We start from the raw sequence: 21333 nt of genomic DNA, 5'->3' as shown, positions 1-21333 counted from the left end.
TCGGAGGCGTGGAGGCGGAGGACGGAGGCCGCGAGGTGTCTCTACTTCGCGCCATTCAATCGGCGCGGTGCGGCATCACTTCCGGGAGGGTGGGCGCCTGCGTTCTTGAGCGCATCGGGCCGGGGCTCGGGTAGGGTGCGCGCATGTCAGGCCCGTTTATCGATGACGCGCGGATTGCCGAGGCGCGGAAGCTGGCGGACGAGATCGTCAACCCGATCTTCGACCTCATCCAACACAACACCACCGTCTCCAATGAGCGCACCGTGCTGCGCTTCTTCGGTCTCTCCGATGCGGGGGCGCGCGGCGTACCGCTCGCCAACCTCATGGTGGACAAGCTGAAGGCCGCCGGGGTGCTCAACCGGGGCGCCGCGTACTGGTATGGCCGGGCGTTGCAGCTGGGCGCCAGGAGCCCGCTGGAAGCGGTGGAGCGCCTCACCGCGCTGCCCGCGGACAAGATGGGCGTGCTGTCGCCGGAGATGGAGGCCAACCTGCGCGACGAGGTGCGCTCGGAGGCCCGCGCGGCGATGGCGGAGCTCAAGGCGCGCATCGCGCAGCGCAACGCGCTCCGTGAGCAGTTCCCCATGTCCCCCGCGCCGCACAAGTACGTCATCGTCGCCACGGGCAACATCTACGACGACGTGGACCAGGCCCGGGCCGCGGCGCAGGCGGGCGCGGACGTCATCGCGGTCATCCGCTCCACGGCGCAGTCGCTCTTGGACTACGTGCCCCACGGCGCGACGACGGAGGGCTACGGCGGCACCTACGCCACCCAGGAGAACTTCCGCGTGATGCGCGAGGCCCTGGACGACGAGAGCCGCAAGCTCAAGCGCTACATCCAGCTCACCAACTACTCGTCCGGCCTGTGCATGTCGGAGATCGCCTTCTGCGCGGCGTACGAGCGGCTGGACATGCTGCTCAACGACGCGATGTACGGGATCCTCTTCCGCGACATCAACATGCGGCGGACGTTCATCGACCAGTACTTCAGCCGCCGCATCTGCGCCCTGGCCGGCATCATCATCAACACCGGCGAGGACAACTACATCACCACCGCGGACGCCTACGACGCGGCCCACACCGTCATCGCCAGCCAGTTCATCAACGAGTGCTTCGCCAAGCGCGCGGGGCTCAAGGACTGGCAGCTGGGCATCGGGCACTCGTACGAGATTGATCCGTACCGCGACGACACGCTGCTCCTGGAGCTGTCGCAGGCGATGCTGGTGCGCCGCTGCTTCCCGGACGCGCCGCTCAAGTACATGCCGCCCACCAAGCACAAGGAGACGGACATCTTCTTCAGCCACGCGTACGACGTGATGGCGGACCTGGTGGCCATCTGGACGCGGCAGGGCATCCAGCTGTTGGGGATGATGACGGAGGCCATGCACACGCCGCTGCTCGCGGACCGGTACGTGGCGCTCAAGTCCGCGTCGTACATCCACCGCGCGGCGCGCGGCATCGACGAGGAGTTCACCGTCCGCGAGGACGGGAAGATCGCCAACCGGGCGCGAGAGGTGTTCGCCAATGCGGAGCAGCTGCTGCGCGAGTGCCATGCCGAGGGCATGGTGGCCGCCATCGGCAAGGGCCGCTTCGGCGACGTCAAGCGCGAGGAGACCGGTGGCAAGGGCCTGGACGGCGTGGTGCCGAAGGCTCCGGATTACTTCAACCCGTTCCTTGAAATGCTGGAGGCGTCATGATGCTGGGTACCTTCCTGACTGTGGTGTTGGCCGCGGGCGGCTCCGCGGATGCGCTGACGAACGTGTCGGTGAAGAACGTGTCGCTGAAGGCCCCGGCCGCTTGGACGCGCTCGTCCAACGAAGGCACGGAGAAGTTCCTGGCGCCTTCCGGTGACGCGTACTTCCTGGTGGACGTGGGCGCGGTGCAGACCGCCGGGATGAAGGCGGAGGTCTGTCGCCAGAAGATCCTCGCGAGCATCGGCGGCACCAGCTGGACGATGGTGAAGGTGGGCGGTCAGCCGGCGGCCTGGAAGGCGGACACGGACGCGGCGCCGGACGGCAGCGGCAACGTGGACACGGTGACGTACGTGGGCTGCAACGGGAAGACGACGTGGTCGGTGGTCTTCTACATGGAGCAGGGCAAGAAGGACCGTTTCGCGTCGGTGGCCGAGAAGGTCGGCACCAGCGTGACGTTCACCCCGCCCAAGGGGAAGTGAGCCGATGGTGAAGCCGAGCAAGCAGATCATCCGCCCCTACGGTGACCGGCGCGACGACGGCATGGTGCAGCTGTCGTTCACGCTGCCGGTGCCGCTGTCGGAGAAGGCGAAGGAGGCCGCCGCCCAGTTCACGAAGAAGATGGGCTTCACCGACGTGAAGGTGGCGGCCGCCGAGCGGGCCGCGGACCAGTACACGTTCTTCGTCGTCTACGCGCGCTCCGCCGTGTCGCTGGACTACGCGGAGATCGACGTCCCGGAAGTCGTGGTGCGCAAGATGGGGTTCAACGACCTCAACGCGCTCATCAAGGAGAAGGTGGGCCGTCGCATCGTCGTCTTCGGTGCGTGCACCGGCACGGACACGCACACGGTGGGCATCGACGCCATCCTGAACATGAAGGGGTACGCGGGCGACTACGGCCTGGAGCGCTACCCGGGCTTCGAGGCGTTCAACCTGGGCAGCCAGGTGCCGAACGAGGACCTCATCAAACGCTCCATGGCGAAGCACGCGGACGCCATCCTGGTGTCCCAGGTCGTCACGCAGCGCGACGTGCACAAGGACAACTCGCGTCAGTTCATCGACGCGGCGAAGGCCGCGGGCATCCACGGCAAGACGCTGCTGCTCCTGGGCGGGCCGCGCGTGGACCACAAGCTGGCGCTGGAGCTGGGCTTCGACGCGGGCTTCGGGGCGGGCACCAAGCCGTCCGACGTGGCGAACTACATCGTGCACGCGGTGTTGAAGAAAGAGGGCAAGGAGTCCCAGGACTCCCACTACCAGGGGGAACCCACGTGAGCACGGGCGTGAAGGCGGTACTGCGGTTGCGCATGGGCAGCCATGACGCGCACTACGGCGGCAACCTGGTGGACGGGGCGCGGATGCTCGGCCTGTTCGGCGACGTGGCCACGGAGCTGTGCATCCGCTCGGACGGCGACGAGGGGCTGTTCCGCGCCTATGACGCGGTGGAGTTCCTGGCGCCGGTGTACGCGGGCGACTTCATCGAAGCGGAGGGTGAGATCGTCAGCATGGGCAACTCGTCGCGGAAGATGCGCTTCGAGGCGCGCAAGGTCATCCGTCCCAGGCCGGACGTGAACGACTCCGCGGCGGACGTGCTGCCGGAGGCCATCGTCGTGTGCCGCGCGACGGGCACCTGCGTGGTTCCGAAGGACAAGCAGCGGGGGCAGAAATGAGCAAGCCCATGCTGATCACCGCGGCGATGGTGGGCGCGGAGACGACGCGCGAACAGACGCCGTACCTGCCCATCACCGCGGAGGAGATCGCGGAGGACGCTGCGAAGTGCCGCGAGGCCGGCGCGGCGATGGTGCACCTGCACGTGCGCACGGCGGACGGCAAGCCGTCCCAGGACGCGGAGCTGTTCCGCGCGGCGATCCGCGCCATCCGCAAGCGCACCGACGTGCTCATCCAGACGTCCACGGGCGGCGCGGTGGGCATGGACGTGGACGAGCGCTGCGGCGCGCTCACGCTGACCGGCGCGGACCGGCCGGACATGGCCACGCTGACGACGGGCACGGTGAACTTCGGGGAAGAGGTGTTCTGGAACCCGAGGCCGCTGGTGCGTGACATCGCGAAGCGCATCCGCGGGATTGGCTTGCGGCCGGAGCTGGAGTGCTTCGACGTGGGGATGATCGACGAGGCGCGCTACCTGGCGAAGGAGGGCCTGGTGGAGCTGCCGGCGCACTTCGACTTCGTGCTGGGCGTGCCGGGCACGCTGCAGCCGCGGCCGGAGGTGCTGGACTTGATGATCGCCTCGCTGCCGGAGGGCTGCACGTGGACGGTGGCGGGCGTGGGGCGTCACCAGCTCCCGTACGTGGACGAGGCCGCGAAGCGCGGCGGCAACGCGCGCGTGGGCCTGGAGGACAACATCTACCTGTCCAAGGGCGTGCTCGCGAAGGGCAACCACGAGCTGGTGGCCGAGGCCGCGAAGCGCGCCCGTGCGAACGGCCGCGAACCCGCGACGCCCGAGCAGGCCCGGCAGCTGTTGCGCCTGGGCTGAGTGGAGCGCGGTGCCCGGGTGCGGAGGACGCCCCGGGCCCGTGAGCCCGCGCAAGCCTGGCAGTTGCTGCGCCTGGGCTGAGTGGAACGCGGTGCCCGAGCCCGCAGGCCCAGCGGCACTTGCACCGGGGCTGGAAGGACGCGGTGCCCAGGCGCGGAGGGCACTGCGGGCCCATGCGCCCCCAGGCCCGGCAGTTGCAGCGCCTCGGCTGAGTTGAACGTGGTGCCCGGGCCCGAAGGACGCGGTGCCCAGGCAATGGGCCTCCCGGGCCCTGAGTCTCACGGGCGCATCAGGCGGCCCAGGCCCAGCCCACGTGCCCGTCGGGCCGGACCAGCATCCCGCCGACGTCCTGGAATTCGGCGCGTCCCACGGGCCCTCGCGTGCGGAGGTGAGTCACGCGCGGCGGCCATCCTGGCTCCCAGTGGGGCAGGGGGCTGGAGCCGAAGCCCAGCAGCAGCCACCGGCCCGGATGCAGCGCCGCGTAGAGCTTCACGTCCGCGCCTCCGTCCTGCGCGAGGTCCAGGTCACTCAGCCTGCGTCCGCTCCATGCGGGCAGGAGCGGCGTGTCCACCTGGGGCGGGGGGAGCTCCAGCGCCGCGTAGTCCACGTCGAGCGCCCCGATGGTATCCGCGAACCTCCGGTTGAGCGCAGGCTCGCGCAGCAGGTCGCTCATCATCGCGCGCAGGGCGAGCGTCTCCGGCGTGGCGCCCATGAGCGCGGTCTGCGCCTGCGTGTTGCGCAGGAGCGCATCACCCACGGGTCGGCGCTCGCGCATGTAGCTGTCCAGCAACGCCTCCGGTGCGCCGTCCTTCACCACCGCCGCGAGCTTCCAGCCCAGGTTCATCGCGTCCTGCAGTCCGACGTTGAGCCCCTGGCCTCCCGCCGGGAAGTGGATGTGCGCGGCATCTCCCGCGAGCAGCACGCGGCCCTCGCGGTAGCGGTCCGCGAGCCGCGTCTCGTTGCCGAAGCGGGACAACCACCGGGGGGCCTTCATGCCGAAGTCCGTGCCCGCGATGCGCGTGGCGCTCTCCCGCAGTTCCTCCAGCGTGACGGGCTCGCGGACTGACACGGGCTCACGGAGCGGATCGTTGATGACGATGCGATGGACGCCCGGCGCCATCGGCACCACCATCACGCCGCCCCGGGTGTTCGCGATGCCGATGGCCGGCTGTGACGGCGGCTCACCGAGCGTCACGTCCCCCAGCATCGCCGTGCGTGTCACGTCCGTTCCCGGGAAGGCGATGCCCGCGAGCCTCCGCACCGCGCTCCGAGCCCCGTCCGCTCCCACCACGAAGCGCGCACGGACCTGGAATGGGCCCCCGACCGACGTGCCCTCCAGCTCCACGCCTTCGCCGTCCTGGCGCAGCGCCTCCACGGTGTGGCCGCGCAGCACGTCCACGCCCAGCTCCCGGGCCCGCGCCTCCAGCAGCGCCTCCGTCACGGCTTGCGGCAGGAACAGCGTGTAGGGGAAGCGCGTGTCCAGCACGCTGAAGTCCAGCCGCGTGTCCAACATCGCGAAGTGCCCCGTGGGCAGCGGCCGGCCCTGCGCCAGGAACAGCCCCTCCAGTCCGCGCAGCGCCAGCACCTCCAGCGAACGCGGATGCAGCGTCAGCGCCCGCGACTCGCGCACCGGCTCCGCGCGCCGCTCGAACACCTGGACCCGCACCCCCGCCAGCGCCAGCTCGCAGGCGAGCCACAGCCCGGTAGGGCCACCTCCCACCACCGCCACATCGAGGACTTCCGCCATGACCGACCTCCTGCCCGAAGGCTCAAACTAACGTTGTTAGGGATCGACTAACGGTGTTAGTTTGTCAAGTCAGCGAGGGTGGACCGGGGCATGCGAATCCAGCGGGAGCAGGTCGTGGCAGCGGCGTGGGCGCTGCTGGATGAGGCGGGCCTGGAGGGGCTGACGATGCGCGTGCTGGCGAAGGCGCTCTCCATCCAGGCGCCGTCGCTGTACTGGCACTTCCCGGGCAAGCAGGCCCTGCTGGACGCGATGGCGGACACGCTGGTCCAGGACGTGGCGCGGACGCTGACGGCGGACTCACCGTGGGAGCCGGTGGTGCGCACCGTGGCGGAGGACCTGCGGCGCGCGTTCCTCCAGCACCGCGATGGCGCCCGCGTCTACGCCGGCACCTTCGTCGTGTCCGAGCACACGCTGCGCGTCAGCGACACCGTCATCGGCGCGCTGGGCCGGGCGGGGCTCAAGCCCCAGGAGGCGAGCTGGGCGGCCTTCACCGTGCTCGACTACGTGCTGGGCTTCACCATCGAGGAGCAGGGCTTCACCGCGCAGGGCGAGGTGACGGCGGAGCGGGCAGGGGCCCTGCGCGAGCTGGCCCGGGCCCGCTATCCGCATGCGGCCGGCGCGGTGGAGGCCATCCTCGACCGTGACTTCGACCGCCGCTTCGCCTTCGGCCTGGAGCTGCTCGTCGCGGGGATTCGCGCCCGGCTGCCCGCGAGGTAGCGGATCAGGGGCGCTGCTCCCCGCCAGGACGCGCACCTGTCCGCTGCGAAGCACCAGACCGTGGTGACCGCTCGTGCCCGGTACTCGCCCCTGGCGGTCCTCGAATTTGCGGCACGCCGTCAGGAACCCCGCGCCCTTTTCGTCACGCTGCCCGGCACGCAGCGCTCCTCCGACACACAGGCCCGTCATCCCGGCTGTCCGCCCGGGGTGGCTCGGGCATCATGCCGCGCATTCCTCCCGGCCTGACGGGAGACCACGAGGAGTCCTCGGCGATGGATACGGAACTGCTGGGCAAGGGTGTGCTGGTGACGGGGGGCGCGGGTGGCATCGGCTCGGCGCTGGTGCGGGCGTTCGCGGGCGAGGGCGCGAAGGTGGCGGTGCACTACCACCGCAGCCAGGAGAAGGCGGCGGCGCTCGCGCGCGAGGTGGGCGGCACGTCCGTGCGCGCGGACCTCACGGTGGAGGCGGACGTGGACGCGCTCGTGCCCGCGGCGGTGAAGGACCTGGGCCGGCTGGACGTGCTGGTGTGCAACACGGGCGTGTGGCCGGCGCCGGATGAGCCGGTGTGGCAGATGTCGCTTGAGCGCTGGCGCCGCACGCTGGCGGAGAACCTGGACAGCGTGTTCCTGAGCTGCCGCGCGTTCCTGCGCCACGTGGCCACCACCGGCACGGGCAACATCGTCATCATCAGCTCCACGGCGGGCCTCTTCGGCGAAGCGGGCCACACCGACTACGCGGCGGCGAAGGGCGCGCTCACCAGCGGCTTCGTCAAGAGCCTGAAGAACGAGCTGCACCGCATCGCGCCCCTGGGCCGCGTCAACGTGGTGTGCCCGGGCTGGACGGCGGTGGACCGCCACCGCGACAAGCTGGATGACCCGAAGTTCGTCGGCCGCGTCACGCGGACGATGCCGCTGCGCAAGGTGGGGCAGCCAGAAGACGTGGCGCGGGTGGTGGTGACGCTCGCGTCGGACCGCATCTCCGGACATGTGACGGGAGAGGTCGTCACGGTGGCGGGGGGCATGGAAGGAAGGGTGCTGCATGAAGGCTGAACTGGACGTGCGGGAGTACAACCGCGAGGCGTGGAACGGCGAAGTAGGGCGCGGCAACATCTGGACCGTCCCGGTGGGCCCGGAGGTCATCGCCGCCGCGCGCCAGGGTGACTGGAGCGTGGTGCTCACGCCGACGAAGCCCGTGCCCCGCGCGTGGTTCGGGGACCTCGCCGGCAAGGACGTGCTGGGCCTGGCGAGCGCGGGCGGTCAGCAGTGCCCGGTGTTCGCGGCGGCGGGTGCGCGCGTCACCGTGTTCGACAACTCCCCCGCGCAGCTCGGGCAGGACCGCAAGGTCGCGGAGCGCGAGGGCCTGACGCTGAAGCTCGTGGAGGGCGACATGAAGGACCTGTCCGCCTTCGCCGACGCGAGCTTCGACCTCATCTTCCACCCGTGCTCCAACTGCTTCGTGGACGCGATCCTCCCGGTGTGGCGCGAGGCCTTCCGCGTGCTGCGCCCGGGCGGCGTGCTCCTCGCGGGCATCTGCAACCCCGTGCGCTACCTCTTCGATCCCGCGCAGGAGGAGCAGGGCGTGCTGCGGCTCAAGTACACGATGCCGTACTCGGACTTCACCAGCCTCACCGACGAGGAGCGCCGCCGCTACACCGACAAGGGCGAGCCCCTCTGCGTGGGGCACTCGCTGGAGGAGCAGCTCGGTGGACAACTGGAGGCGGGCTTCGTGCTCACCCACCTCTTCGAGGACGAGTTCGAGGAGAAGGACCTCCTCTCCACGTTCCTGCCCACGTTCATGGCCACCCGCGCGGTGAAGCCGCCCCTGCGCCCGTGACACAGAAGTGCGTTGCGCTCGGGAGCTGAAAAAGCCTACAGGGGCGGGGTCCGGGTCCACCCGGACATCCCCCCTTTGTAGGAGTCACCCATGAAGCTGTCCCTCCGTCTCTCCGCGCTGTTGCTCGCGGGCGTTTCCGTTCTGGGTCTGGGCTGTGAAGGCGCGTCGTCGCGCGATCCGCTGAGTGCCGTGGAGGCGGGGGCGCAGGTCGCCGTGGAGCCGCAGCTCGCGGAGGTGAAGCAGGGCGCGGTGGGCGACACGTTCCTGCGCTGTACGCAGCCGCAGGACGGCTCGTACCTGGAAGTGGTGCAGACGGCCACGGGCTACGAGGCGGCCACGGTGGTGGAGGCGTACGATCCGTGGGAGTGCCGCTGCACGTACCTGAAGCGCGAGGTGCTGGGGCAGTACACCCGCTGCTACCGCTCCACGGTGGACCCGCGCATCCTCAACTGCTTCCGCATCGAGCCGACCGGCACGACGGGCAAGGTGGTGCTGTCCACCACGCGCAACCAGCTGACGCAGATGGTGATTGGCAGCACGCAGACGGTGAGCCGCACCCAGCTGAGCATCGCGGCCATCAACCAGGACCCGGGCCACACGCCGCGCCTGGACTTCACCTACGACATGGCGGACTGCCAGTAATCCAACGCCGTCCGGACCGCGATTTAACCTTCCGCGGGCTCCGGGGTTTCAGGTGTCAGAGCGCGACGGGAGCGGGCCTGCACGGCTGCCCTCTTCGCGCTCCTGACCCGAACCTGGAGTCCACATCATGTCGCTGAAGTCCGTTCTTCGCGGTACCGCCGTCGCCTCGCTGCTGTTCGCCGTGCCCGTGTTCGCCCAGACGGCGGCCCCGACGCCCGGAGCCACGCCCCAGGACGGCCAGTGCGAGGGCCGCGGCCACCGGGGCAAGCACGGTGGGAACAAGCTCGGCCGGATGGAGCAGCGGCTGGACAAGCGGGTCGCCGAGGGGCGCCTCACCCAGGCCCAGGCCGACGGCTTCAAGGCCGAGGCCCGCCAGCTCCACGAGGAGATGAAGGCCGCCCGCGCCGCCAGCAACGGCCAGGTGGACGAGGCCCAGCGCTCGCAGTTCAAGGAGCGCCGCCGCGCGCTGAAGGAGAAGATCAAGGCCTCGCTGGCGCCCACGCAGCAGGGCGCCTGAGGTTCGCGGTGAAGGGAGACGTGACGCGGGGGCACCGGCCAGCGCAGACTGACCGGGCCCCCTGTCGTCGGGAGTCTCCATGGTCCGCGGTCTCCTCGTCGCAGTCGTTGTCCTCGCCCTGGGCTGCCGCGCGCACTCGGGCGTGACGCAAGGGGAGGCGCAGGCTCCGGCCCCGCAGCCGGACGCGGCGGAGAAGCCGGTGGCACTGGTGACGGATGCGGAGCTGGTGCGCGTGCAGAAGCGCGCCCGCTACATCGTCGCCTCGGAGCAGGGGGCCATCCGCGCCACGGACCTGCTGCTGGAGCGGCCGGACCTGGACCGCACGCGGATGAACTGGTTCTTCACCGTGCCGCGCGGAAACGCCTGGTACGCCGTCTTCGGGCGCTTCAACCCGGAGGACACCTTCGTCCCGGCCTACGCGTACCGCGCGCCCATCGAGTTCTCCGGCGAGATGGAGGACTTCCCGGTGGCGTCGCTGCCCGAGGGCATGGAGGCCGTGGCGCGGGCCGTGAGCACCGCGTGCGAGCGCGTCTACCAGGTGCACGGGCGCAAGCAGCTCAACCCCGTGGTGGTGGAGGAGGACGACGGCATCACCGTGTACGTGCTCCAGGGCTTCGACGACTCGAATCTCTACCTGCTGGGCGGCGACTTCCGCTTCCGCTTCAGCAAGGACGGCCGGCAGAAGCTCCAGGAGCTGCCGCTGCACCAGGGCCTCATCCCCGTGTCCATCGCGCCGGATGGTGACGGCGAGCGGCCGGCCTTCTCCGCGCACGCGCACGTGCTGTTCCCGGGCCCGTTGGAGACGGAGCTCGCGCTGGTCATGCTCTATCCCGTCCTGGGCGGCCTGTTCGTGGGCGCGTCGGACCAGGACTGCATCTACGCGCTGTCGCCCGACGGCACCATCCGCGCGGTGCGCCTGAGCCGCGAGGAGATCCTCCGCGAGCTGCGGTCGGACGGAACGTTCGCGCCGCCCCCAGAAGCCCCGGTGCCCGCGAAGGAGGGCGATGCGGGCGTGGTGCTCTGAACAGCCGCCGCCCCCGCAATGTTGAGCTTCGTTCATCCGTGTCGTCCTGGAGCCGTGGCCCAGGGGCTCGCGGTGCCTACAGTCTCCCGCCTCACGGGGCCACCGGTGCATCGAGTGGCCCCGTGTACCCGACAGGAGGACGTGATGGCCTTGCAGAACGACTACCAGGACGTGTTGGACGTGGCGAAGAACGTGGGCGCCAAGGTCGAGACCCGTGAGGAGGGCGGCAAGCTCATCATCAAGGGCTCGGTGGACCACGCCTACGATCGCGATCGCATGTGGGATCAGATCAAGGCGAAGCACCCGAAGTGGAACGACGAGGTCATGGTCAACCTGACCGTGACCCACGCCGAACCCTACGGCGTCTACACCGTGAAGTCGGGCGACACGCTGGGCAAGCTGGCCAAGGACATCTACGGCGACGTGAAGCTGTACCCGAAGATCTTCGAGGCCAACAAGGACCAGCTCAAGGACCCGGACCACATCAAGGTGGGCCAGGTGCTCAAGCTGCCGCCGAAGACCATCGTCAACAAGGCGTAGCGGGAAGCACATCCTCTGCCGACGGTGACTCCAGTGGGAGGCCGTCGGCAGCGGAAGCGGAGCACTACACCGGGGAGATCTCCCGGCGGCGGTAGGGGCGCTCCACGTGCTTGTTCGCGGTGCGCTTGAGCGCGCGGGCGAGCAGCCGGCGCGTGTCGCGCGGATCCACCACGTCGTCCACCATCGCCATCGCGGCGGTGCGCTCGATGCGGATGTGCTGGCGCAGCCCGTCCGACAGCTCCTTCTTCATCGCGGCGGCGACCTCCGGGCTCTCCGCGCCCTGGAGCACCTTGCGCGCGGCGATGGACACCATGCCCTCCGGGCCCATCACGGCGATCTCCGCGCCCGGCCACGCGACGAGCAGGTCGGGTTCGAAGGCGCGGCCGTTCATCACGTAGTAGCCCGCGCCGTAGCCCTTGCGCACCACGACGGTGAACTTGGGCACGGTGGCGCTGGCGGTCGCGTACATCATCTTCGCGCCGTGGCGGATGATGCCCTGCTGCTCCACCTTGGTGCCCACCATGAAGCCGGGCACGTCCTGCAGGAAGAGCAGGGGGATGTTGAAGGCGTCGCACAGGTTGATGAAGCGCGCCGCCTTGTCCGCCGCGTTCACGTCCAGGATGCCGCCCAGGTACATGGAGTTGTTCGCGACGATGCCCAGCGGGTAGCCGTCGATGCGCGCCAGGCCGGTGATCAGGTTGCGCGCCCAGCGCGGCTTCATGGGGAAGAACTTCCGGTCATCCACCAGCGACAGGATGACCTTGTGCATGTCGAACGCCTGGCGCGGGCTCTCCGGCACCACCTTGAGCAGCTCATCGTCGCGGCGGTCGAACGGGTCGCTCGTGGGACGGCGCGGCGGCTTGTCCTCGCAGTGGGACGGGAAGAAGCCCAGGTACTCGCGCACGGCGGCGAGGCAGGTGGCGTCGTCCGGGTACTCCGCGTCCGCGACGCCGGAGATTTCATTGTGCACCTTCGCGCCGCCCAGCTCCTCCTCCGTGACCTTCTCGCCCACGGTGGACTCGACGAGGTACGGCCCGCCGATGGCGAGCGAGCTGGTGCCCTTCACCATGGGGAGGAAGTCCGCGAGGCCGGGGATGTAGGCCGTGCCGGCGGCGCCGGGGCCCACCATCGCGGCGACCTGGGGAATCACGCCGCTCATCACCACCTGCTCGCGGAAGAGGTAGCCCGTGTCCGCGAAGCTCGCGATGCGCCTCGGGTCGATGCCGGAGCTCGCATCCAGCCGCGCGCCGGCCGAGTCCACCAGCCACACCATGGGGATGCGGTTCTTCAGCGCGATGTCGCGCAGCCGCGCCACCTTGCGCTCGCCAATCTCCCCGATGGAGCCCCCGAACACGGTGAAGTCATAGAGCGCGGCGGCCACCGGACGGCCGTCGATCTCCCCCGTGCCGGTGATGACGCCGTCGGCGGGGGAGGGCTTGCCGTCCTCCTCCTCCGGCAGGTTCCCCTGGTGCGCGGCGAGCAGCCCCAGCTCCTCGAAGGTGCCTTCATCGAAGAGGAGCTTCAGGCGCTCGCGCGCGGTGAGCTTCCCCTTGGCGTGCTGGCGCTCGATGCGCTCGGGGCCTCCCATGCCCTCGTTGCGCTGGCGCTGCTCGGCGAGCTTCTCCACGCGTTCGGTCATCTTCATGGCGGCGGCACTCCCTGGATTGATTCTAGAATCAATCCAACCAGGGATGGGGCCCGGCAGGAAGAGGAGAAGTGCGGGAAGCGTCAGGCCAGACGCAGCCGCGCGGCCCAGGTGAAGTAGGCGCTGCGGGGGTCGGCGAGCGGGTCGCGGAAGAGGGCGCGGATGTCCGCGACGTCCACCTGGCCCGCGTCGAAGGCGCGGTAGAGGCTGTCGCCCAGCAGGTAGCCGAGCGCATGGCTGACGCCGTGGAAGAGGCGGTCGCGGCGCAGGGGCAGGAGCTTCACGGCCTCGTCGGGCCCTTCGGTCTCCGTGGCCTTGTGGGCGAGGACGAAGGCGGCGATCTGCCGCTCCAGGCCCCGGGACTCGCCGAAGCGCTTCGCCCACTCGGAGACGTTGGGGCAGGTGCGGCGCGGGTTGACGAGCTTGGAGCCGAAGAAGCCCAGGGCCTCTTCCAGGCAGCGTGCGTAGAAGGCTTCGGACGCGCCGCGCGGGGCGTCCATGGCATCGCCCACGGCGCAGTGGCGCACGAAGTGGGCGGCCTCCTCGGCGGCGTGGTTGAGCGACAGCGACGCGAGGTAGGCCGTGCGCGCGCGGGGGATGTAGCCGCTCTCGCGCGACAGGATGTGCTTGCGAAGCTGGGACAGCTCCGCCTGGGTGAAGCGGCCCCGCTGGCGGATCCGCGCGAGCACGTCGCCGTCCGCCGCCGTCGTCACCTCCACCGAGTCCAGCGCGCGGCCCACCGGCACGCCCGCGAGCCGGCCGATGAGCTCCGACATCTCGCGGAAGCGCTCCGCGGCGCTGCGGTCCAGCAGCGGGGCGTCATCGCCTTCGGCCTCCAGGTAATCCAGGAAGCTCTGCTGGCAGAGGACGGGCGACGCGTTCATCAGGCACACCGCGCCGTCCGCCAGCTCCACGGCCTCCGCGGAGCCCAGGCGGCCTTCGCGGGCGAGGCGCCACCAGAGCCCTTCCGCGTTCTGGTAGACGACGAGGCTGCGGCGCGGGTGCGTGTCCCCCAGCGCGCGCTCCACCTGGGCGGGCAGGTGACAGGGGGCGGCGTGGAACTGGCCCACGAGCACCATCACCAGCGGGACGTCCTCCGCGCGGGCGACCCGGGCGATGCGTTCGGCGGCGAAGGCGTCGCGCAGCGCGAGTGAACGCTCTCCCTGGGCCCGCCGGTCGATGGCCGCCACCGTGAGCTTGTGGCGCTTCGCGAAGCCGAGCACGGCGCGGATGCCGGCGCCCGGCCCGAAGCCCGTGTCGGAGCCGTGGCCCAGCCGGGACAGCAGCGTGCGCTCCGGCAGTCGTCCCGCGAGGTACGCGTCCAGCGCGGTCTGGTGACGGCCCTCCACGCATTCGAGCGCCAGCACGACGCGGCGTCCGGAGGCGAGGGCGCGCTCGGCGAGGTCCAGGTACGTCTGCTGGGCCAGGGGGAGCGTGTGGTAGTCGCCGACGTAGACGAGGTCCGAGGCCACGACGCGCTGGTGCACGTGGGTGACGGGGACGACGCGCTGATAGGTGCTGGTGCGCCGACGGTAGCGCGCCTCATAGGCGCGGAACGCTTCGGTGCGGCCCTCGACGACCCGGGCGATCTGGGCGCGTTGGCGACGGAAGAGAGCGAGGTGAAGGGCTAGCGACGCGCGCATGGAGACGAGGCAACGTCGCATGCGCTCGCGGGGGCGGCAAAAAATCAGCGAGAGGGAACGGGGTGGCTTGCTTGACTCGCATGACCCTGCAACGGAGCATCGTCATCAATCTTGCGGACCGTTCTTCCTCGCACGCTCCTCCTCTGTGCCGTGGTGCTGCTCGCGGCTCCCGTCCTCGCGCAGGAGCCTGCATTGCTGCACGCCTCCCCATCCCGCGCGGAGGTCCGGAAGGCCCTCCAGTTGGATGCGACGCTGGTGGACGGTGGCAAGGTGCTGGAGGTCTTCGTCCGCTATCGAGGTCCCGGTGAGCCGTACGTCCAGGTCCCGATGCAACTGCAGTACGGCGACCTGTTCCGCGCGGACATTCCGGCCGAGCACATGGTGCCGCCCGGCGTGGAGTACTACGTCGAAGCCGTGCTGGTGACGGGCGATCGCACGCCCCTGTTCATGTCCGCGCTCCGGCCCGCGCGCGTCGTGGTGGGAACTCCCCCGAAGGAGCAGCCCCCGGTCCGTGCAGCGGCGGGGCCGACCAGGGCAGGGGACACGCGGGCCGCTCCGAGCATCGAAGCCTTCACGCCGCCTTCCGGAGGCGCGGACGACGATGACGACTCCGGGACGGGAACGCAGGGGACCGTGACACCGGCTCCCAGTTCGCGGGGAGGTGTCACGGATCCACGGGCCGGGAACACCGGGGCAGCGGCATCGCGAGACTCACAGGATGCGCGCGGCGCCTCGCGCACGGAGGCTTCTGACTCACGGGCCTCGAACCGTCCGGAGGGCGCTGATCCGCGTGCGCCGCCAGACCCGCGGGCCGGGTCGCGCACCGAAGGTCCGGACGCGCGAGCCCCAAGTCGCATGAACGGCACGGACGCACGAGGTGTCGCCCAGACGAGCGGCACGGAAACACGAGCGTCGGGCCAAACGGACGGCTCCGGTCCGCACGCGTCGCCCCGCACGGACTCACGCGCTTCAAGCCGCACGGACGGCTCCGGTCCAACTTCGTCGTCCCGCACGGACTCTCGTGCCTCAAGCCGCGCGGACGGCTCCGCTCCAGCAGGGGCGTCCCGCACGGACGCTCACGCCTCAAGCCGCACGGACGACTCCGCTCCGACTTCGTCATCTCGTACGGACCCACGCGCCTCAAACCGCGCGGACGGCTCCGCTCCAGCCGGGTCGTCTCGCACTGACCCACGCGCTTCGAATCGCACGGACGGCTCCGCTCCTCCTGCATCGGCACGCATGAATGGCGCGGATGCCCGGGCCGACCGCACGGACTCGCGGAGTGCGCGCACCTCGGAATCGGATGACGCGAGGTCCGCATTGAACGCGGACCTCCCGCCGGACCCTCGGGGAGACGCCTCGACCTCGCGTGGCCCCACCGCCCTGGACGACGACCCGGTGCTCTACAGCGCGGAGGACGTCCTCGCGGTCACGACGCTCCAGGAGGAAGCCGTTCGCACGGTGCCGGCCATCGGCGCTTCCTTCAACCGCGCACAGATGATCGCGCTGGGGGCCCGCACGGTGGCGGACGTGCTGGACGTGGTGCCGGGAGTGTCCGTCAGCCGCGACGTGCAGGGCTTCCACCGCACCGCCATCCGGGGCCTTCGCAACGACGCGGAGGTGCTCTTCCTCCTGGATGGCCACCGCCTCAACAACTTCTTCGACGGCAAGGCGCTGCTGAACCTGCCGGTGGAGAACCTGGAGCGCATCGAGGTCATCCGGGGACCCGGCTCCGCCATCTACGGCGCGGGCGCCTTCCTCGGCGTGGTCAACCTCGTCACGAACCACGCTGACGGCGTGCGCGGCGCCGTCACCACCGGCGGAGTCCCCCGCGACGACGGCCGGCTCGCGCTCGCCACCGACGGGCACCTGTCCGCCGCGCACACCACGGGCGACCTGCGCCTGTTCGCGGACCTGGACCTGTGGAGCCAGGACGGCGACTCGCTCGTCATCGACCACGACGCGCTCGACGCCGAGTCCGTGGACCAGGGCCTGCGCAACGTGGAGGACCCCGCGGGCCATACGCGCGACGGACGCTTCCTCGTCAACGCGGGCGCGGGGCTGTCCTACGGCCTGGACAGCGCCGGTCGCGTGGGCGTCTCCGCGCGCTACCTCGCCGAGCAGCGCGATGCCCTCGTCGGCCTGTTCGACACCGTGGGCGAGGACTCGGAGCTGTCCTGGGACGTCCTGCTCGCCGACCTCACCTGGGACCGGCCCCTGCGCGACGGCGGCCAGGTGCGCGCCCGGCTGGGGTTCGACCAGCAGTCCACCGACCGCCGCTTCCAGCTCACCCCCCGCGACTTCCGCACCGGCACCGGCCCCGACCAGCGCTTCCCGGACGGCCTGCAGGAAGAGACGACCGTCACCGTGCGCACCGTGTCCGCGTCCGTGGACGCGGACCTCGCGCTCGCGAAGGAGAACCACCTCACCCTGGGCCTCGTCGCGGAGCAGCAGTCCCTGTCGAAGTACGCCTACACGACGAACTACACGCTCGACGGCCGCCTGCGCCCCAGCCCCGCCGCGCCCGAAGGCCTCGTGGACCTGACGGAACTCGCCGGCGGCGCGGCCTCCCGCCGCCTCACCGTGGGCGTGTCCGCGCAGGACCAGTGGACCGTGCTCTCCGCGCTGACGCTCACCTTCGGCCTGCGCGTGGACGCGACCCAGCTTCCCAACGTGGACGCGGGCGGCACGCTCGATGGCCGCAAGACGGTGGTGCGCGTCAACCCGCGCGTGGGGCTGGTCATCGCCGCGTCGGACGCGCTCGTGCTCAAGGCCCTCTACGGCCGGGCCTTCCGCCCGCCCACGCCCCAGGAACTCGTCGAGCGCATCCCCGACACCGACTACAACCAGGGCCGCTTCGAGGGAAACCCCCTCCTGCAGCCCGCCACCGTGGACACCTTCGAGCTGGGCGCGGACCTGGTCCAGGCCGCCGGCGACACCCGCGTGCGCGTGCGCGGCAACGCCTTCCTGCAGAACTTCGCCTCGCCCATCACCCCGGTGGACACCAGCGGCAACATCGTCCCGCTGCGCAACCGCGAGCTGGGCGTGCGCGTGTACGGCGTGGAGGCGGAGGCCCGCCTGGAGGCGTCCAAGCGCGCCGCCGCGTGGGTCAACGCCAGCCTGTCCCGCGCGCAGGACCTGGAGCTGCCGGGCCAGTCCCGCCTGCTCACCGACGTGCCCCAGGCGCGCTTCAACGCGGGCGTGTCCATGCCCCTGGGCGACTGGGTGAACCTGGACGTGGTGGTGCGCTCCGGCGCCGAGCGCCGCAACAACAGCCGCTCCACGCTGGAGCTCATCCGCCGCTATGAGATCCCCGCCTACAGCCTCATCACCGCGCAGCTGCGCTCCGAGCCCCTGCTGGAGCACTTCGAGGTGACGCTCTTCGCGCAGAACCTCTTCGACCACGACCTGCGCGACGACGTGCCCCGGCCGGACCGCGTCACCGGACTGCTGCCGCGCGAGGGCGTGTCCGGCTACCTCACCGTGAGGGCCTTCTACTGATGGACCGCCGCCTCCTCGCCGCCGCGCTCGCCGGACTGTCCCTGCTGCCCGGGTGCCTCGCGTACAACGACTCCTGCGCCCCGCTGGTGGACGACCCCGACGCCGTCGTCGGCCACCTGGGCGAGGAGGTCTTCCTGGACAAGACCTTCACCCGGCACGACAACAACGCGCTGGGACAGCTGGCCGCGGACGCGTTCCTCCACGCCGAGGACGGCGCCGCGAAGCCCACCGAGCTGGGCATCATCAACGGCGGCTCATTGCGCGACGAGGGGCTGTGCGTCACCCGCACGTCCCTGCGCACCGGGCCGCTGACGAACGGCGTGCTCCACGAGGTCATCCTCTTCGAGAACCTCGTCGTGACGGTGGACCTCACCGAGAAGCAGCTCGTCGCCCTGTTCGAACACTCCGTGGAGGCGCTCGCCCAGGAGGGGCAGGCCATCGTGTCGCCCTCGGGCGCGTTCCTCCAGGTGTCCGACGGCACCACCCTGCGCGTGGACTGCGCGCGTCCCATGGGCCAGCGCGTGAAGGAGCTGCGCGTGCGCGGCCGAACCGTGTCACTGCCCGCGCGCGACGACGCATCCATCCGCTACCGGGTGGCGATGTCGAGCTTCGTGCTGGAGGGGGGCGACGGCTACGGGAGCATCCTGGGGACCGCGGGACAGGATCCGGACCGCAACCCGGTGCAGGCGCGCAGGTCGGGAGGCACGGACGCCCACCTCACGGCGGCGTACATGAAGGACACGTACCCCAGCCCGGTCCAGGCGCTGAAGGAAGCCCCACGCATCGTCTTCGAGAACTGCGCCCGGCCCGCCAGACCCGCTCCGCGCTGAAGCCACGCACGGAAGGGGCCCTCTGGGCCGGGGCGAGAGGACTCGCCCCTACGTCTTGGAGGGTTCGTCCGAAGGGGCCGGGGCACTGACCGCCACCGCCACCGGAGCGGCGGCGGGAGGCGGAGCCACGGCGGCCACCTGCCGGGGCGGCAGGGGACCAAGCACGTCGTTCACCGAGGGCATCCGGCGGATGTCGGCGCGGGCCACCTTCCACGCCTGCTGGACGATCCACGAGAGCGAACGGTCCTGCCGGTTCGCCTCGCGCTGGATCTCTTCCAGCATGTCCTCGGGGAAGTAGAGCGACTGCTTGCGATGATCCGTGGTGGCCATTGCCGGGTCTACTCCTCGCGAGGGTCCTGGCGCTCGTCGCCAGTGACGTCATTGACGGCAGGAAATGACTTGATGCGCTCGCGGGCGATCTTCCAGGCCTGCTGCACCACCCACGAGAGGGACCGGTCCTGCCGGTTCGCCTCTTCCTGGATCTCCTTCAGCATCTCCTCGGGGAAGTACAGCGACTGCTTGCGCTTGTCGGTGCCTGCCATACCTGGGTCTCCGGGGCGGATTCGAGGTGACGACCTGAACACACCGGGGCGGTTATCCGACAGACTCCCTGAAGGGTCAACGGTTTCGGAGCACTCGTGCGTGCGCTCGTCCGCTGAACGCTCCGCTTCCGACAGTGCAGGGTCCCGAAGACACAGGGTCCAGGCCCGAAAGGGGCCGGCGCGCCAAAAGGAAACGCCCCGGCCTCCATGGAGGAAGCCGGGGCGTCTCGGAAAGAGGGACCGCCAGGAGCGAATCTCCAAGCGGCCCCGTGGGCCCAGAGGGGGAGGGGGGGGACCCCTAGGCCCAACAATGAAGTTGAGAACGTCCGACCAACAACCTCGGGGCGCTGTTCTATTTCCGCCCCGCGTCCGCCCGTTGTGGGGATCATGAAACCCGCGACCCCCACCCACCTTCCTGCCACCGCGACTCTGTAACCCGGTCATCCGCCCCTCCATTCCTTCGCCGGTGCCATGCCCCGCGAGTCTCCTGAACGCCCCGCGCTGCCCGCCCTGCTCGCCCGCGCCTACACAGGCCACGGCCTCGCCGCGCGCTCGGTGCTGCTGGCCGTCTCCGGCGGCGCGGACTCCACCGCGCTGCTTGTGGGCACCGCGCGCGTCCGGGACGTGCTCGGCCTGCGCGTGGAGGTCGCCACGTTCAATCACGGGCTGAGGCCCGAGGCCGCGGACGAGGTCGCGGCCGTCGCGAGCCTGTCCGCCCGACTGGGGCTTGCCTGCCACGTCCGAAGCCTCGCGCTGTCGCCGGGGCCCGGCGTGGAGGCCCGGGCCCGCGAGGCCCGCTACGCGACCCTGGAGGTGCTGCGAAAGGAGCGCGACCTGGACGCGGTGGCCACCGGCCACACGATGAACGACCAGGCGGAGACGCTGCTGATGCGGCTGGCGCGCGGCACCGCCCTCCGGGGCGCGCGCGGCATCCACGCGGAGGCGGCCACGCTCATCCGGCCCCTGCTCGCGTGCTCTCGCGCCGACGTGCTCGCGTTCCTGGAGGCCGAAGGGCTCGACTTCGTGCGCGATCCAATGAACGCGGACCCCTCCCTGTTCCGCACCCGCGTGCGGACAGGAGCGCTGCCCGCGCTGGATGAAGCGGCGGGGTTCAGCACCCTGGAGCACCTGGCGAACTTCGCCCGTTTCGCGGCGGAGGACGAGGCGCTGCTCGCCCGTCTGGCGGAAGCCTCATGGGAGCGGCTGTCCCTGCCGGGAGGGGGCCTGGACGCGGTGGGCCTGCGCGCGCTGGAGGCGCCCCTGCAGCGCCGCGTGCTCGCCCGGCTGCTGGGCAGGGCCGGCTTCCGCGTGGACCACGCGACGCTGGAGCGGGGGCTGGACGCGGTGCGCCGGGGAGCCTCCACGGCGCTCAGCGGCGGAGCGCAGCTGAAGGCCACCGGGGGGCGGGTGCGCTGCGTGGCGCGGGATTCCGGGGCGCCGCCCGGGGCGCTCGCGCTCTTGGGGCCCGGCGCGGCGGGGGACTTTGGCGCGTGGCATTTCCAGGTGGCGGAAGGATCCATGCCCCCGGGCGTGTTGGGCATTGCGCTGGGGAAGGAGACGGCGTGGCCGCTGACAGTGCGCTCCCGGAAGCCGGGCGATCGCATCCGGACGCATTCGGGGCACCGCAAGGTGCAGGACGTGCTCGTGGATGCCCGCGTTCCCTCGGAGGCGCGCGATGCGCAGCCGGTGGTGGTGGACGCGCGAGGCGGGCTGCTGTGGCTTCCGGGCGTCCTCGTGGCCCCCGCGGAGTCGGGGGCGGACGTGAGCGAGGTGGCTTCCCGACACTCCCTGTGGGCCTGTCCTCTGGGCTCAAGCGAACGAAAGACCCCACCGTTATAGAGTCGATGCTTCGAAACAGGGGATGGTCGCGGGTCCCTAAATAGTTGAGGGCTTTTTACTGTTGCTGATACGGTCCGTCGCTGGCCTGCACACTGGCGGGCGCCGGGCAAATGACGAACATCGCCGGGGTTCTT

Annotated in this window: 20 protein-coding genes; 15 read left to right on the top strand and 5 right to left on the bottom strand. The window is 70.7% G+C overall.

Annotated features, from left to right (window positions below):
• Nucleotides 1–143: 143 nt before the first annotated feature.
• From kamD to kce, 5 genes are read left to right on the top strand one after another with little or no spacing between them, the layout of a single operon-like run.
• On the top strand, nucleotides 144–1694 hold the full coding sequence (gene kamD / locus D7X12_RS12070) for a lysine 5,6-aminomutase subunit alpha (protein ID WP_120612226.1): 1551 nt from the start codon (nucleotides 144–146) through the stop codon (nucleotides 1692–1694).
• Nucleotides 1691–2170, top strand: coding sequence for a hypothetical protein (locus D7X12_RS12065; RefSeq protein WP_120625420.1), 480 nt, complete (start codon nucleotides 1691–1693; stop codon nucleotides 2168–2170). The genes kamD and D7X12_RS12065 overlap by 4 nt, the downstream gene beginning before the upstream one ends.
• Before the next feature lie 4 nt (nucleotides 2171–2174).
• A complete protein-coding gene (gene kamE, locus D7X12_RS12060) occupies nucleotides 2175–2960 on the top strand; it encodes a lysine 5,6-aminomutase subunit beta (RefSeq protein ID WP_120612224.1) in 786 nt (261 codons plus the stop codon).
• A complete protein-coding gene (gene kal, locus D7X12_RS12055; protein WP_199728875.1) occupies nucleotides 2957–3355 on the top strand; it encodes a 3-aminobutyryl-CoA ammonia lyase in 399 nt (132 codons plus the stop codon). The genes kamE and kal overlap by 4 nt, the downstream gene beginning before the upstream one ends.
• Nucleotides 3352–4179 carry a 3-keto-5-aminohexanoate cleavage enzyme gene (gene kce / locus D7X12_RS12050; protein ID WP_120625419.1) on the top strand — a complete coding sequence of 276 codons (828 nt, stop codon included), beginning with the start codon at nucleotides 3352–3354 and terminating at the stop codon, nucleotides 4177–4179. The genes kal and kce overlap by 4 nt, the downstream gene beginning before the upstream one ends.
• Nucleotides 4180–4468: 289 nt before the next feature.
• On the opposite strand, the gene D7X12_RS12045 is transcribed toward kce, so the two are convergent.
• Nucleotides 4469–5926: an FAD-dependent monooxygenase gene (locus D7X12_RS12045; protein ID WP_120625418.1), complete on the bottom strand. Its 1458-nt coding sequence runs from the start codon at nucleotides 5924–5926 to the stop codon at nucleotides 4469–4471.
• A 90-nt stretch (nucleotides 5927–6016) separates the two neighbouring features.
• Between D7X12_RS12045 and D7X12_RS12040 the strand changes: the two genes are divergently transcribed.
• The 7 genes from D7X12_RS12040 (at nucleotide 6017) to D7X12_RS12010 (ending at nucleotide 11199) form a co-directional block, all read left to right on the top strand.
• On the top strand, nucleotides 6017–6643 hold the full coding sequence (locus tag D7X12_RS12040; protein ID WP_120625417.1) for a TetR/AcrR family transcriptional regulator C-terminal domain-containing protein: 627 nt from the start codon (nucleotides 6017–6019) through the stop codon (nucleotides 6641–6643).
• 272 nt (nucleotides 6644–6915) lie between these two features.
• Nucleotides 6916–7692, top strand: coding sequence for an SDR family NAD(P)-dependent oxidoreductase (locus tag D7X12_RS12035; RefSeq protein ID WP_120625416.1), 777 nt, complete (start codon nucleotides 6916–6918; stop codon nucleotides 7690–7692).
• Nucleotides 7682–8476 carry a class I SAM-dependent methyltransferase gene (locus D7X12_RS12030; RefSeq protein ID WP_120625415.1) on the top strand — a complete coding sequence of 265 codons (795 nt, stop codon included), beginning with the start codon at nucleotides 7682–7684 and terminating at the stop codon, nucleotides 8474–8476. Before D7X12_RS12035 ends, D7X12_RS12030 begins: the two co-directional genes overlap by 11 nt.
• A gap of 90 nt (nucleotides 8477–8566) precedes the next feature.
• Nucleotides 8567–9118, top strand: coding sequence for a hypothetical protein (locus D7X12_RS12025; protein WP_120625414.1), 552 nt, complete (start codon nucleotides 8567–8569; stop codon nucleotides 9116–9118).
• A 127-nt stretch (nucleotides 9119–9245) separates the two neighbouring features.
• Nucleotides 9246–9635, top strand: coding sequence for a hypothetical protein (locus tag D7X12_RS12020; protein ID WP_120625413.1), 390 nt, complete (start codon nucleotides 9246–9248; stop codon nucleotides 9633–9635).
• Nucleotides 9636–9714: 79 nt separating this feature from the next.
• Nucleotides 9715–10659 (top strand): hypothetical protein, encoded by a 945-nt coding sequence (locus D7X12_RS12015; RefSeq protein WP_120625412.1) that lies wholly within the window; start codon nucleotides 9715–9717, stop codon nucleotides 10657–10659.
• 144 nt (nucleotides 10660–10803) lie between these two features.
• Nucleotides 10804–11199, top strand: a complete 396-nt coding sequence (locus tag D7X12_RS12010; protein ID WP_120625411.1) for a LysM peptidoglycan-binding domain-containing protein — start codon at nucleotides 10804–10806, stop codon at nucleotides 11197–11199.
• Nucleotides 11200–11263: 64 nt separating this feature from the next.
• On the opposite strand, the gene D7X12_RS12005 is transcribed toward D7X12_RS12010, so the two are convergent.
• Together D7X12_RS12005 and D7X12_RS12000 are read right to left on the bottom strand one after the other, a co-directional pair.
• Entirely contained in the window at nucleotides 11264–12844 is a 1581-nt protein-coding gene (locus tag D7X12_RS12005) for an acyl-CoA carboxylase subunit beta (RefSeq protein WP_120625410.1), read from the bottom strand.
• Between the two features lie 83 nt (nucleotides 12845–12927).
• On the bottom strand, nucleotides 12928–14487 hold the full coding sequence (locus tag D7X12_RS12000; protein ID WP_208718966.1) for a ChaN family lipoprotein: 1560 nt from the start codon (nucleotides 14485–14487) through the stop codon (nucleotides 12928–12930).
• Between the two features lie 1320 nt (nucleotides 14488–15807).
• Between D7X12_RS12000 and D7X12_RS11995 the strand changes: the two genes are divergently transcribed.
• Both D7X12_RS11995 and D7X12_RS11990 read left to right on the top strand, forming a co-directional pair.
• Nucleotides 15808–17988, top strand: a complete 2181-nt coding sequence (locus D7X12_RS11995) for a TonB-dependent receptor plug domain-containing protein (RefSeq protein ID WP_439329361.1) — start codon at nucleotides 15808–15810, stop codon at nucleotides 17986–17988.
• The gene (locus D7X12_RS11990) at nucleotides 17988–18818 is read left to right on the top strand and encodes a 5'-nucleotidase C-terminal domain-containing protein (protein ID WP_120625407.1); all 831 of its coding nucleotides are present in this window, start codon (nucleotides 17988–17990) and stop codon (nucleotides 18816–18818) included. The genes D7X12_RS11995 and D7X12_RS11990 overlap by 1 nt, the downstream gene beginning before the upstream one ends.
• A gap of 48 nt (nucleotides 18819–18866) precedes the next feature.
• Here D7X12_RS11990 and D7X12_RS11985 read toward each other — a convergent pair whose 3' ends face one another.
• Together D7X12_RS11985 and D7X12_RS11980 are read right to left on the bottom strand one after the other, a co-directional pair.
• Nucleotides 18867–19148 carry a TIGR04563 family protein gene (locus tag D7X12_RS11985; protein ID WP_120625406.1) on the bottom strand — a complete coding sequence of 94 codons (282 nt, stop codon included), beginning with the start codon at nucleotides 19146–19148 and terminating at the stop codon, nucleotides 18867–18869.
• A gap of 8 nt (nucleotides 19149–19156) precedes the next feature.
• Nucleotides 19157–19360, bottom strand: coding sequence for a TIGR04563 family protein (locus D7X12_RS11980; RefSeq protein WP_015350409.1), 204 nt, complete (start codon nucleotides 19358–19360; stop codon nucleotides 19157–19159).
• A gap of 471 nt (nucleotides 19361–19831) precedes the next feature.
• Between D7X12_RS11980 and tilS the strand changes: the two genes are divergently transcribed.
• Nucleotides 19832–21199 carry a tRNA lysidine(34) synthetase TilS gene (gene tilS, locus D7X12_RS11975; RefSeq protein ID WP_120625405.1) on the top strand — a complete coding sequence of 456 codons (1368 nt, stop codon included), beginning with the start codon at nucleotides 19832–19834 and terminating at the stop codon, nucleotides 21197–21199.
• The last annotated feature ends 134 nt before the right edge of the window (nucleotides 21200–21333 follow it).

The sequence above is a fragment of the Corallococcus sicarius genome (genome assembly GCF_003611735.1).
Lineage (GTDB): Bacteria > Myxococcota > Myxococcia > Myxococcales > Myxococcaceae > Corallococcus > Corallococcus sicarius.
Note: the sequence above shows the minus strand (reverse complement) of the source record. Positions and strands in the feature narration are given on the sequence as shown.

What these genes read in the sequence shown, in the direction of transcription:
- D7X12_RS12000 (WP_208718966.1), bottom strand. Translation starts at nt 14,487, where the DNA reads ATGCGCGCGTCGCTAGCCCTTCACCTCGCTCTCTTCCGTCGCCAACGC.
- D7X12_RS12010 (WP_120625411.1), top strand. Translation starts at nt 10,804, where the DNA reads ATGGCCTTGCAGAACGACTACCAGGACGTGTTGGACGTGGCGAAGAAC.
- D7X12_RS12015 (WP_120625412.1), top strand. Translation starts at nt 9,715, where the DNA reads ATGGTCCGCGGTCTCCTCGTCGCAGTCGTTGTCCTCGCCCTGGGCTGC.
- D7X12_RS11980 (WP_015350409.1), bottom strand. Translation starts at nt 19,360, where the DNA reads ATGGCAGGCACCGACAAGCGCAAGCAGTCGCTGTACTTCCCCGAGGAG.
- D7X12_RS12040 (WP_120625417.1), top strand. Translation starts at nt 6,017, where the DNA reads ATGCGAATCCAGCGGGAGCAGGTCGTGGCAGCGGCGTGGGCGCTGCTG.
- kamE (WP_120612224.1), top strand. Translation starts at nt 2,175, where the DNA reads ATGGTGAAGCCGAGCAAGCAGATCATCCGCCCCTACGGTGACCGGCGC.
- D7X12_RS12005 (WP_120625410.1), bottom strand. Translation starts at nt 12,844, where the DNA reads ATGAAGATGACCGAACGCGTGGAGAAGCTCGCCGAGCAGCGCCAGCGC.
- D7X12_RS11985 (WP_120625406.1), bottom strand. Translation starts at nt 19,148, where the DNA reads ATGGCCACCACGGATCATCGCAAGCAGTCGCTCTACTTCCCCGAGGAC.
- D7X12_RS12035 (WP_120625416.1), top strand. Translation starts at nt 6,916, where the DNA reads ATGGATACGGAACTGCTGGGCAAGGGTGTGCTGGTGACGGGGGGCGCG.
- D7X12_RS12025 (WP_120625414.1), top strand. Translation starts at nt 8,567, where the DNA reads ATGAAGCTGTCCCTCCGTCTCTCCGCGCTGTTGCTCGCGGGCGTTTCC.
- D7X12_RS12045 (WP_120625418.1), bottom strand. Translation starts at nt 5,926, where the DNA reads ATGGCGGAAGTCCTCGATGTGGCGGTGGTGGGAGGTGGCCCTACCGGG.
- kce (WP_120625419.1), top strand. Translation starts at nt 3,352, where the DNA reads ATGAGCAAGCCCATGCTGATCACCGCGGCGATGGTGGGCGCGGAGACG.
- D7X12_RS11990 (WP_120625407.1), top strand. Translation starts at nt 17,988, where the DNA reads ATGGACCGCCGCCTCCTCGCCGCCGCGCTCGCCGGACTGTCCCTGCTG.
- D7X12_RS12030 (WP_120625415.1), top strand. Translation starts at nt 7,682, where the DNA reads ATGAAGGCTGAACTGGACGTGCGGGAGTACAACCGCGAGGCGTGGAAC.
- D7X12_RS12020 (WP_120625413.1), top strand. Translation starts at nt 9,246, where the DNA reads ATGTCGCTGAAGTCCGTTCTTCGCGGTACCGCCGTCGCCTCGCTGCTG.
- tilS (WP_120625405.1), top strand. Translation starts at nt 19,832, where the DNA reads ATGCCCCGCGAGTCTCCTGAACGCCCCGCGCTGCCCGCCCTGCTCGCC.
- kamD (WP_120612226.1), top strand. Translation starts at nt 144, where the DNA reads ATGTCAGGCCCGTTTATCGATGACGCGCGGATTGCCGAGGCGCGGAAG.
- D7X12_RS12065 (WP_120625420.1), top strand. Translation starts at nt 1,691, where the DNA reads ATGATGCTGGGTACCTTCCTGACTGTGGTGTTGGCCGCGGGCGGCTCC.